General features: G+C 52.6%; 7 protein-coding genes. 4 read left to right on the top strand and 3 right to left on the bottom strand.

Translation table 11 applies throughout. From position 1 onward, the window contains the following. On the top strand, positions 1-1,284 hold the full coding sequence (locus tag Dvar_RS04660) for an AmpG family muropeptide MFS transporter (RefSeq protein WP_419660539.1): 1,284 nt from the start codon (positions 1-3) through the stop codon (positions 1,282-1,284). Positions 1,285-1,530: 246 nt separating this feature from the next. Continuing rightward, entirely contained in the window at positions 1,531-3,282 is a 1,752-nt protein-coding gene (locus Dvar_RS04655; RefSeq protein ID WP_419660538.1) for a DUF6178 family protein, read from the top strand. 179 nt (positions 3,283-3,461) lie between these two features. Here Dvar_RS04655 and Dvar_RS04650 read toward each other — a convergent pair whose 3' ends face one another. Together Dvar_RS04650 and Dvar_RS04645 are read right to left on the bottom strand one after the other, a co-directional pair. After that, positions 3,462-4,184: a response regulator transcription factor gene (locus Dvar_RS04650; protein WP_419660537.1), complete on the bottom strand. Its 723-nt coding sequence runs from the start codon at positions 4,182-4,184 to the stop codon at positions 3,462-3,464. Continuing rightward, on the bottom strand, positions 4,181-5,146 hold the full coding sequence (locus tag Dvar_RS04645) for a sensor histidine kinase (protein ID WP_419660536.1): 966 nt from the start codon (positions 5,144-5,146) through the stop codon (positions 4,181-4,183). Before Dvar_RS04645 ends, Dvar_RS04650 begins: the two co-directional genes overlap by 4 nt. 457 nt (positions 5,147-5,603) lie before the next feature. On the opposite strand from Dvar_RS04645, the gene Dvar_RS04640 reads away from it, so the two are divergent. Continuing rightward, positions 5,604-5,816, top strand: coding sequence for a dodecin family protein (locus Dvar_RS04640; protein WP_419660535.1), 213 nt, complete (start codon positions 5,604-5,606; stop codon positions 5,814-5,816). Positions 5,817-5,888: 72 nt separating this feature from the next. Here Dvar_RS04640 and htpG read toward each other — a convergent pair whose 3' ends face one another. Continuing rightward, positions 5,889-7,823 (bottom strand): molecular chaperone HtpG, encoded by a 1,935-nt coding sequence (gene htpG / locus Dvar_RS04635; protein WP_419660534.1) that lies wholly within the window; start codon positions 7,821-7,823, stop codon positions 5,889-5,891. Between the two features lie 990 nt (positions 7,824-8,813). Here htpG and ppdK point away from each other — a divergent pair. Next, positions 8,814-11,537 (top strand): pyruvate, phosphate dikinase, encoded by a 2,724-nt coding sequence (gene ppdK / locus Dvar_RS04630; protein WP_419660533.1) that lies wholly within the window; start codon positions 8,814-8,816, stop codon positions 11,535-11,537. Positions 11,538-11,659: the final 122 nt, after the last annotated feature.

Raw genomic sequence — 11,659 nt, 5'->3', positions numbered from 1 at the left:
TTGATTAACCGGGCGACAGACACTTTTTCTGCCGCCCTTTTTATTCACCTGTCAACCAATCTTAACGCCATGGCCCCTCAATCAATAATTACCATCCTGCTCAACCGACGCATGCTGGTCGCGCTGGTCATGGGGTTTTCATGCGGCCTGCCACTGCTGCTCACCGCATCGGTTCTGCAGGCATGGATGAAGGAGGCGGGGGTTGATCTGACCACCATCGGTCTGTCCGCCTTGCTCGGTCTGCCCTACACGCTCAAATTTGTATGGGCCCCGCTGTTTGACCGTTACCGGCTGCCGATCCTGGGACGGCGGCGCGGATGGCTGCTGGTCACCCAGCTGTCGCTGATGGCGGCCTTGATCTGGCTGGGGGCCAGCAACCCGTCGCTGAATCTGATGATTCTGGCCCTGGCGGCGTTAGCCGTCGCCTTTTTCAGTGCGTCCCAGGATATTGTCGTGGATGCCTATCGCCGCGAGGATCTGCCCGATCATGAACTGGGCCTGGGATCCTCGCTGTATATCAATGGTTACCGCGTGGGCATGCTCCTGGCCTCTGGCGGCGGCCTGATCCTGGCCGACCATATCCCCTTTTCCATGGTTTATTTGATCATGGCCCTATGCCTGCTGCCCGGCGTGCTGACCACCTTGTTGACCCCCGAACCAACGGTGGAATCATTTCCAGCCACCCTTAAATCCGCAGTGGTGGATCCACTGAAAGAGTATTTCAGCAGACACCAGGCATTTTGGATGTTGGCGTTTATCTTGATGTACAAAATCGGCGATACCATGGCGGCGGCCATGACCACCCCCTTTTACCTGGACATCGGTTTTTCCAAGACCCAGATCGGAACGGTGGTCAAATTGTTCGGTTTCTGGGCCACGGTGGGTGGGACGATCGCCGGCGGCATCGCCATGATCCGGCTGGGCATCATCCGCAGCCTGTGGATTTTTGGCGTTCTTCAGGCGCTGTCCACCGCCGGTTTTGCACTGCTGGCGAGCCTGGGTCCCAGCGTGACGGCACTGTCGGCGGTCATCGCTTTCGAGAACCTTTCCGGCGGCATGGGCACATCGGCCTTTGCCGCTTACATGGCCAGTATCACCAATAAACGCTTCACGGCGACCCAGTACGCCCTGTTGACCAGCCTGATGGGAATCCCGCGGGTTCTGGCCGCAGCCCCCACCGGCTACCTGGCAACCCAAATGGGCTGGTGGTCATTTTTCATCCTTTGCACCCTGATCGCTATTCCGGGGCTATTGTTGCTGCTACGTATAAAGGCCACCCATTGATGAACTCGTAAAAAGTCGCCGTTCGGACGGATTCGTAAAAAGCCCGAGATCAAGGCTTGCGAATCCTGAGGAATACCTCTATCGCGGGTGCCGTAGGCAGCGTACATAGAGTACTCCGCAGTGACGAAGGATACGCGTAACGCCGATATCGGGCTTTTTACGAATCCGTCACCCATTAGCGCTTGTATTTTTTTAAGTCCAGGTTATGGTAAACCCAAATCGTTTCCTGGAAGGAGATCGCAACCAATGACCGAATCCCAATCACCTGTCCAAAAACATATTCAACGCATCCAGCAACTGGCCGATGAACGGCAACGGATTCTGTCCATGCCGGCTGACAAGGCCATGGTGGCCATCCTCGATCATCCTCAACCGGCGGCCCTGGTGCATTCCTTTCCCGAAGAGGATCTTTTTTTTCTGGTACATGACATTGGTCCCGATGATGCCCTGCCGCTGATCTCACTGGCCTCCAACCGGCAGTGGGAATACTTTTGGGACATCCAGGGATGGGATCGCGACCAAATGGACTATGCGAGGGTCACCACCTGGCTGCAGTTGCTGCTCAGGGCGGATCCGAATCGTCTGGCCAAATGGTGTTTCGATGAAAAGCTGGAGCTGCTTGAACTGTACCTTTTCAGAAATATTGAGCTGCGGGTCCGGGAAATGGATGAAAGCCCATCTGATTTAGGGGACGGCTATTTTACCGACGACGACACCTACTATGTGCGACTGGTCGACTATCCCACCACAACCCCCGAAGAAGAAGCCTTCAAGGCGCGGCGGGATACCATGTTGAAGCAACTGCTGGACCGGCTCTCCCTTTTTGATCATGCCCGATACCAGGGCCTGATCATGGAAGCCATTCATGTGCTTCCTGCCGAAACCGAAGAAGAGCAATTTCGGTTGCGCAATGTAAGGCTCGCCGAAAAAGGCTTTTTACCGTTCTACGAGGCGGTCGGCGTATACCAGCCGCTGCAGCCCGGCGACCTGTCGGCCAAAGAAAAAAAAGTCATTGGGTCCCCATCGGCCGGGGATGACGCCATCTCAACCCCGCAACTGGCGGCAAGCTTTCTCGATGAAGACAATCTTTTTGTGCGTGCCCTGAAAAGCATTCACGAAACCAAAGTCATTGAACAGCTTCAGGCGGAACTGGCAAGCCTTTGCAACAAGGTCATTTCAGCGGACCGTGAGATCATCCTGGGCCGCAGTCAACTTCAGGCAGTGGTCACCAAAACCAGCGCCTATCTGAGTATCGGACTCGAGCAAATGACCCGCAGCGATAAGGCCCACCGGGAGGCCCAAGCCTCACAATTACTGCAGCACTATTTGCTGGCGGATATTTTTCGGGTTGGCGTTGCCGGCAGCTTGCGGCTGCACTGGGAGGCAATGCGCTGGCGCAAGAAGAGCTGGTTCCGATCTCAAAATCTGCCGCTGACCTTTTGGGATGAAGCCTGGCTGGGGCTTTTGGGGGGACTGCTCATCGATCGTCCCCAATATTATGATCCATCGGCGGCCGGCACCAATTATCGAGACTTTCGATCCAGCCAAGAAATCCAGATTACACGCAAAGGCCTCGAACAGTTAATGACCGCTGATCAGGTATTGGGCGATATGCAAATATCCATCGCATCCCTTTCCGATACCCGGTTTCTCACCTACAAGAACCTTTTTCTGACCCTGTGGTCGCGAGCATGGCTGAAATTGCCCCCGATCGACCAGCAGACCACCACGATTGCCGTTCCGATTTCAGACTTCAAACGGTTTTACAGGGCCCTGTGGACCGATCAGGCGGGTGTGCGCATCATCGACGATTCCAAGAAAAATGATTTTCTACAATGGGTCGCCAAGGCGTCGGGCCAATCGTTGGAAGTCCTGCCCCAGCGTTTGGGGATGGTTTTTGAGGCCCTTTTCAGTGAGATCGAACGGGAACTCGGGCCCGTCAAAGCCGGTAATCTGGAGCCCCGGTACGTGCAGCTTTTTCTTCTCAAACGTTCTTAATATTACGGACCGGTTGTATGCATCTCGTCGGCATTTTATGCTCACTCGGCGCGGCGGTATTCTGGGCCATGGCCGTCATCATGTTCAAGATGAGCGGCGATGTGCTCTCGCCGACGGCCCTGAACCTGTTCAAGGCGATTATCACCCTGGTGTTGTTGGTACCGACGCTTTGGAGACCATCAATCTTCATGGTCGAAAAGATACCCAATCGAGCGCAAACTTTTGAAGTAAATGGGATTTTTGGGATCCACCTCAAAGTATTTGCGGAATCGCACGATAAAATTATCCACCGTACGCGTGCTGGTTTTGCGTGAATACCCCCACCCTATTTGAAGCAGGGTGTCACGGGAAAGGGGTTTGCCGCGATGGACGATGAACAACTTGAGGACCTTGGCCTCCTGCTCGGTCAGAGAAATCACCCCCAAACGGCTGCGGGCGGTGTTGGTCGTAAAATCAATCTCGTTATCGCCAAACGAATACGTATCAACACCAGGCTCGGCCAGGGGTCCACCATTTTCCTGGGTCCAGCTGCCGCGTTTGAGCAATCGCTCCACGCGCAGGAGCAGTTCTTCAAGATTGAACGGCTTTGGCAGATAATCATCCCCGCCAAGGGAAAGCCCCTTGACCCGGTCAGACGGATCTCCTTTGGCCGACAAAATCAAAATGGGCAACCGTTCATCTTCAAGACGGATACTCTGCAGAATGGAAAGGCCATCGATCCCCGGTAGCATAATATCCAGGATCACCAGATCCGGCCGACTCTCTTTCCAGCGGCCAAGCCCTGCCACCCCATCCGTTGCAACGATCACATCATACCCCTGAAGCGTTAGATTCAGTCGAAGCCCCTCGGCGATATGCTGATCATCTTCGACGATCAAAATCAGTTTATTGGAAGACGTCATTGATATTCTCCATGCGTCGCCGGCAAAATCAGGGTAAAGGTCGAGCCCTTTCCCTGCCCCGGACTTTCCGCCCGGACTTTTCCCCTGTGCAAACGGGCAATATTTTTTACCAGATACAGTCCCAGCCCGCTGCCTTTGGCGGTCATGTTATCCGAGCGACCGATTTGATAAAATTTACCGAATATCTTTTTCATCTCCTTGCGGTCGAATCCAATGCCGTTATCCGCAAATTGGATATGCGTGCTGCGACGTTTGGATTCGATGGTGATATCCACCTGTGGTATTTTTGCTTTATTGTATTTAATGGCATTGGTCAGCATGTTCATCAAGAGCATTTCGAACAGGTGGCGGTTAATCCGATGGAAAAGCGGGTGGGTTTGCGGGCTGTGGACCGTGATCTTGGCGTCACCGAACAGATGGGCGTTTTCGTTCACGAATCGCTGTGTAAGATGAATCACGTCACAGGCAACAAAGTCCCCCATATAGTTTCTGGCTTCCAATTTGGCCAGGTCCAGAATACGACTGATATTTTCCGCCAATCGATTCACATCCGTGAGCATGTATTGGATGTATTTCAGTTGATCCTCACGCGATAACGCATGTTTGGAAAAGGTTTGCAAAAAAAGCTGCAGGGAGGTCACCGGTGTCTTGAGTTCATGGGTAAAATTATTGATGAAATTATTTTGCATGCGATACAACTGCATGGTTTTCTGACTGAAAACAAAAATAATGAAAATTCCCATGAAAATAATGCCGATCAGCAAACTTAAAACCAGGATCACCACCCAGGTATCGGCGGCAAAGACCTGGTCCTGTTCCATGTTGAATCGCGCAATGGTGGATTGGAGGCCGGAGCTGACTTCAATATACCAATAGATATACAAAAAAAGGGAAGCCACCAAAGCGGAAACAGAATAAACGAACACCAGTATGGGATGAAACAGCCATTTCACCGACTTCATCGTCGATCACACCTTTTCTGTGGGCAAATGAACGCGGTTGCTGCGGGACCGGACAACGGATATGTCACCCCTCAGCGAACACGATTGATGTTCTTTCTTAACGATTTTTCCCAAACAATTCAATCATCCCCAATCGCATTGCCTGAAATCCCCTTGACCGGATACCAGCCCCGTAATAAGCTGATATTATCTTTCATCTGTCTGATGGATACAGGCGTTACCGCAACGCATACATTGGTTTTTTTGTGAATTGCTCCCTGTAAAAGATCACGTGTTACACTGCTGGCGTGAGGCGCCGCAGACAAGCCCCCAAAATAGCAAGTACATGCACACGTCGCACCCATTCATGAAATGATGAACAGGTGCGCATCGGGCGATTGGTCAGCTGGTGGTCGGTTGCAATGAATGGTTCATGCAGCATCTCACCGCTTAACCCATACAAACAAGGGAGGAGAACATGAGCGAAAGCGTTTACAAAGTCATTGAGTTGGTCGGAACCAGTCCCAATTCCTGGGAAGAAGCGGCGAGAAATGCCGTTGAAACCGCTGCCAAATCATTGAAAGATTTACGGGTGGCGGAAATCACCAAGTTGGACATGAAGGTGGAAGCAGGCAAGGTAACGGCATTTCGCGCACGGGTGAATTTGTCCTTCAAGTACAGCTCGGACTAATCCACGTCCATTTACAAAAAAGGAGGGGCGAAAAATCTTTCGCCCCGAATCCGTTTTCATTCTCAAAAACAATTATCCCATGGCCTGAGCCATCAAATCGCCCACCATCTTGGAAAACTGCCCCGGGTTATCCAGCTTGCCGCCTTCGCCAATCACGGCCATATCAAACAAAATCTGGCTGTAGTCTTTCAGCTGGGGGTTGTCCCGATCGCTTTCAAAAAGGGCTTTGATTTTCTCGATCACCGGATGATCCATGTTCAATTCAAGAACGCGTTTGCTCTCAGGCGGTTTCTGTCCCGATGCCTTGAGGAGTTTCTCCATATAGGCACTCATATCCCAGGCGTCACCGGAAAGGCAGGCAACCGATTCTTTAAGCCGTGTTGAGGGCTTGACTTCCTTGATTTTGTCTTCCAGATGGCCTTTGATGAAACCGAACAGCGCGTTGTATTCCTCTTTCTTGGTGTCATCCACCGTGTCCAGTTCCAGGTCCCCCTTTTCAGCGCTCTTCAAGGGTTTTCCATCATATTCGGTAAGGGATTGGACAACCCATTCATCCACGGGATCGGTCATCAGCAGGACTTCGTAGTCCTTTTCTTTCAATTTTTCCAGATGCGGACTGTTGAGCAACGATGAAAGCTTGTCGCCGGTGATGAAGTAAATCTCCTTCTGGTCCTCGGCCATGTTTTTCACATATTCATCCAGGGATACCCATTTGTCCTCGGATTTGGTGGTTTTGTAGCGGGCCAGGGAGGCGATTTTATCTTTGCGGGCCGGATCGGTATAGATCCCTTCCTTGAGGACGGCGCCAAATTCATCGTAAAACTGGTTGTATTTCTCGGCATCCATTTTTTCCAGCAGGTCGAACAGTTTTTTGACCAGGTTCTTTTGGATGTTAAGAACCAGGCGATCCTGCTGCAGAATTTCACGACTGACGTTTAAGTTCAGATCCGATGCATCGACCACGCCTTTGACAAAGCGGAAATACTCAGGCATCAGCTCCTTGCAGTCATCCATAATAAACACGCGCTTGGAGTAAAGATGAATACCATGGCGGCGCTCAGGGGTAAAAAGGTCGAAGGGGGCTTTGGAAGGAATATAGAGCAGGGCATCATATTCGGTGGTGCCTTCGAATTTGAGATGCAGGCGCTCCATGGGCGGATTCCAATCGTGCCCCAAATGTTTGTAAAACTCCTCGTACTCCTCGTCTTTGACATCACTGGAATTGCGGGTCCAGATCGCCTTCATGGAGTTCAAGGTCTCTTCCTTCATCACCTTGCGGGTGGTGGCGCCAATGGGCTTACCATCTTTGTCTTTGATGACCTCTTCATCGGGAAGCGGTTCATCGCGCTCGACTTCCATGGTGATCGGGTAACCAACAAAATCAGAATGCTGTTTGACGATACTGCGGATGACCCATTGATCGGTAAAATCCTTTTCGTCCTTTTCTTTTTTCTTCAACTCAAGGGTAATGGTGGTCCCGCGGGTGGGTTTTTCCGCTTCTTCGATGGTAAACGACCCGTCTCCGGTGGAGACCCATTTGACGGCCTGGTTGGCCTCGGCTCCGGCGGCCCGGGTGACCAGGGTGATCTTGTCCGCCACCATGAACGCGCTGTAGAAACCAACACCGAATTGCCCGATCAATTCCGGAATCAGTGTTGTATGGCCCTTGGCATGCTCCAATGCCTCCATGAAACCGGCCGTGCCGCTTTTGGCAATCGTACCGATATTTTCAAGGACTTCATCATAAGTCATGCCGACACCGTTATCACTGATCTCGAAGGTCTGTTTGATGGCATCGGGTTTCAGATGGATCTTGAACTCCGTGTCATCGCCAAGAATATCCGGCTCGGTTTCGGCCTTGAAGCGAACCTTGTCGATGGCATCCGATGCATTTGAAATCAATTCCCGCAGAAAAATCTCCTTGTTTGAATAAAGGGAATTGATGATCAGGTTAAGCATCTGCTGTACTTCGGTTTTAAACTGATGGGTTTCCTTTCTTGCTTCCATGGACTCTCCTGATTGCTTCAGTATCAATTATTTACCAATGGTTATAATTAGTTCGAGGGATACGATGAACAATAATGGGTGCGATTTGCGGTTTGTCAAGACGCCCTGTGGACCTTGAATGATTATTGATCACATGGCACCTTGCGGCCCAATGGTAACAGCGTTCGGATTGTCAGTTCCAAGGGCCTTAAAAGCCCCCCTGTTTAAAAAACGAAACTCGATTTTTTTCTTTTGTATTAAAAAGTTACGGCTAAAGCAAATATGATCGACATCCGAGGTTCAAAATTTTGAACCTCACTAAAAATTAGATTTATTATAGTTTTTTCAAATAGATATAGAAAAACATAGCATTTTCGGGTTTATAATCTTGAACATTTATGGACGGGCAGCATGGGGAATAATTGCCAAACCAAATGCCGGGAAGGGGTAAAATAATTATAACCACTTATAATTAATAGAAATTAAAATTTCCGTGTTTATTTTAAACACAACAGACAAAAACTGGCAAGCGATTTGCTAATTCTATTTTCAACCTAATAATTTTTCATCTTTTCTCCTCCTTAACGGTTGATCGGCTTCCTCCCGATTAGCCGTTAATTTTTTTATACCAAGGAATAAAATTGCAAATTCCCCACTTCCGAGCTAATATTTATTCCATTTCATGAAGTGATCCGTCAATTGCAAACGACCATTTCTTATTGGAAAGCATTCGATTTTTCCTCGTTCCGAGTATCGACGAATCGCTTCCTAACCCGAATTGCTCACTTGTACAGCCACGTGCCTATCCATCATCTGGCCAATCGTCCAGATGACTGCATTGGCGCAATCGTTTTTATTTTTTTGTAAAAAACCGCTCCATCCAAAATAAAAAGCGGTCTTTACAATAGTTCCGATCGTGAAAGGCTCTTTTCGACAGGTCTTGTTTTCAATCCAATCAATGAGCCTGATTTTCAGGCAGAATTAAAAATTTGAGAAAAGATGGGGGTGACCATGCAAACCAAAAAATGGGTCTTTTCCTTTGATGAACTGGATATGGTCAACAACGCCGTGGGTGATGATTGGGATGCCGTGCGGGAGCTGTTGGGCGGTAAAGGGGCCAATCTGGCCGAGATGGTCCGTATCGGCCTGCCCGTGCCCCATGGATTTACCGTTTCCACCGAGGCCTGCAACGCCTACCTCAAATCCGGCGGTACCTTCCCCCAGGGGATGTGGGACCAGGTTTTGGCAGCCCTCCAAACGGTGGAGTCCCAAACCGGCAAACGGTTTGGTGGCGAGGAGGCCCCCCTGTTGGTGTCCTGCCGTTCGGGGGCCAAATTCTCCATGCCCGGCATGATGGATACGGTACTCAACATCGGCCTCAACAGCCAGACCGTGGCGGCCATGATACGGCTGACCGATGATGCCCGCTTTGTTTACGATTCTTACCGGCGACTGATTCAAATGTTCGGCAGTGTGGTCATGGGCATCGCCGACGAGCCTTTTGAAACGGTGATTACCGCCGCCCGCCGGTCGGCCGGGGTGGAAAACGACAATGAACTATCCGCCGATGACTGGAAAAAGGTCGCCGACACGTTCAAGGCCATCTACCGCCGGCATACGACCCACGATTTTCCCGAAGACCCCTTCAAACAGCTTAAAATGGCCACCGAAGCGGTGTTTAAAAGCTGGAACGGCAAACGGGCGGTGGATTACCGCAATGCCGCCGGTATTGCCCATGACCTGGGCACGGCGGTCAGCGTAGTCACCATGGTGTTCGGCAATATGGGCGATGACTGTGCCACGGGTGTGGCCATGACCCGTCATGGGTCCACCGGCGAGCCGCATTTGGAGGGCGATTACCTGACCAACGCCCAGGGCGAAGACGTCGTGGCCGGCATCCGCATGACCCGGGATCTGTCCCAGCTCAAAGAAGAAATGCCCGATGTGTATGCTGAATTCGAACGTATCGCCAAGTTGCTGGAAGATCACTATCGCGAAATGCAGGATATGGAATTCACCATTGAACGGGGCAAACTGTGGATGCTCCAAACCCGCGACGGCAAGCGCACCGCCCAGGCCGCCGTGCGTATTGCCGTGGACATGGTCGAAGAGGGGCGCATCGATCGAAAGACCGCTGTGCTGCGCGTCAACCCCGAGCATGTGGATTTTTTCCTCCACCCCCAGTTCGAACCGACGGCCATTGCCGGTGGCCGGCTTCTGGCGCGCGGCCTTAACGTCTCCCCCGGTGCCGCTGTGGGCCAGGTGGCCTTTGACGCCAACATGGCTGAGGCCTGGGCGAAAAGAGAAGGCAAACAGGTGATCATGGTTCGCCCGGAAACCAAACCCGACGATGTGCACGGCATGCTGGCCGCCCAGGGCATTCTCACCAGCCGTGGCGGCCGCACCAGCCATGCGGCGCTGGTGGCCCGTCAGTTCGGCAAGCCGGCCGTGGTCGGCGCTTCAGGCCTTACCATCGACTTGGCCAACCGCCAGATGATCGTGGACAGCCAGACCATCCATGAAGGGGACTGGATTTCCATCGACGGCACCGCCGGCAACGTCTACGAGGGGCAGCTGGAAACCATGGTACCGGATATCAAGGATCCCTGGCTGATCAAACTGCTCAGCTGGGCCGATGAATTCCGCACCCTGGGAGTCTGGACCAACGCCGACTACCCCCGGGATGCCCGGCGCGCCCTGGAGTATGGCGCCCAGGGCATCGGGTTGTGCCGCTCCGAGCACATGTTTTTCGAAACCGACCGCCTGCCCCACTTCCAGAAAATGATCATGGCCGACTACCCGGTGGAACGGCGCGAGGCACTGGCCGCGCTGTTGCCCTTCCAGCGTGAGGATTTTGCCGGCCTTTTCCGGGTGATGGACGGCAAGCCCGTGATCATCCGCCTCATCGATCCGCCCCTGCATGAGTTCCTGCCCGATCTGGTGGAACTCGTGTCCGAGCTGGCCGACCTGAAAATCCGCCTCAAGCATGCGCCGGACATGACCACCATCGACACGCTTCTGGCCGATATCCGCCAGAAGGAGCAGCTGCGCAAACGGGCCCAGAGCCTAAAGGAGGCCAATCCCATGCTGGGCCTGCGCGGCGTGCGCTTAGGCATTTACATTCCGGAACTGACCACCATGCAGGTACGGGCCATTTTCGAGGCCGCCTGCATGGTGGTCAAGGAAGGCATCGACGTTCATCCGGAGGTCATGATCCCCCTGACCAGCCACGTCAACGAACTGGTTCGCCAGCGAGGTGTGCTGGAAGCCGAAGCCAAGGCCGTGATGGCCGAGCAGGAAGTGGAGATCGCCTATAAGTTCGGCACCATGATCGAGCTTCCCCGAGCGGCCCTGACCGCCGATCAGATCGCCGGAGCCGCAGAATTCTTCTCCTTTGGCACCAACGACCTGACCCAGACCACCTTTGGCATTTCCCGGGACGACGCCGAAGCCGGATTTTTGATCGAATATATGGAAACCGGCATTCTGCCGTCCAATCCCTTTGCCACGCTGGATCGGGACGGGGTCGGCCAGCTGATCGATATGGCCGTCAAAAAAGGCCGCACGACCAACCCCGCACTCGAGTGCGGCATCTGCGGCGAGCATGGCGGCGAACCCCAATCCATTGCCCTGTGCCACGAACTGGGACTGACGTATGTGTCCTGCTCACCGTTCCGGGTCCCCATCGCCCGGCTGGCTGCAGCCCACGCGGCGCTGAAAGCAAAAAGCGCGTAAAAAAAAACGCGTCGCCGGCAAAATAATTGGGCGTTGCTTCTTCCGAATCGTTGTCGCTGTCAGCGAGGTGGTTTCCGTTTTCATCGCCCACAAAAAAGCGGAAAAAAACGCTCCATTGTATC

Source organism: Desulfosarcina variabilis str. Montpellier (genome assembly GCF_048565275.1).
Taxonomy (GTDB): domain Bacteria; phylum Desulfobacterota; class Desulfobacteria; order Desulfobacterales; family Desulfosarcinaceae; genus Desulfosarcina; species Desulfosarcina variabilis.
This window is presented reverse-complemented; position numbering and strand designations above follow the sequence as displayed.

What these genes read in the sequence shown, in the direction of transcription:
- Dvar_RS04655 (WP_419660538.1), top strand. Translation starts at nt 1,531, where the DNA reads ATGACCGAATCCCAATCACCTGTCCAAAAACATATTCAACGCATCCAG.
- Dvar_RS04650 (WP_419660537.1), bottom strand. Translation starts at nt 4,184, where the DNA reads ATGACGTCTTCCAATAAACTGATTTTGATCGTCGAAGATGATCAGCAT.
- Dvar_RS04645 (WP_419660536.1), bottom strand. Translation starts at nt 5,146, where the DNA reads ATGAAGTCGGTGAAATGGCTGTTTCATCCCATACTGGTGTTCGTTTAT.
- Dvar_RS04640 (WP_419660535.1), top strand. Translation starts at nt 5,604, where the DNA reads ATGAGCGAAAGCGTTTACAAAGTCATTGAGTTGGTCGGAACCAGTCCC.
- htpG (WP_419660534.1), bottom strand. Translation starts at nt 7,823, where the DNA reads ATGGAAGCAAGAAAGGAAACCCATCAGTTTAAAACCGAAGTACAGCAG.
- ppdK (WP_419660533.1), top strand. Translation starts at nt 8,814, where the DNA reads ATGCAAACCAAAAAATGGGTCTTTTCCTTTGATGAACTGGATATGGTC.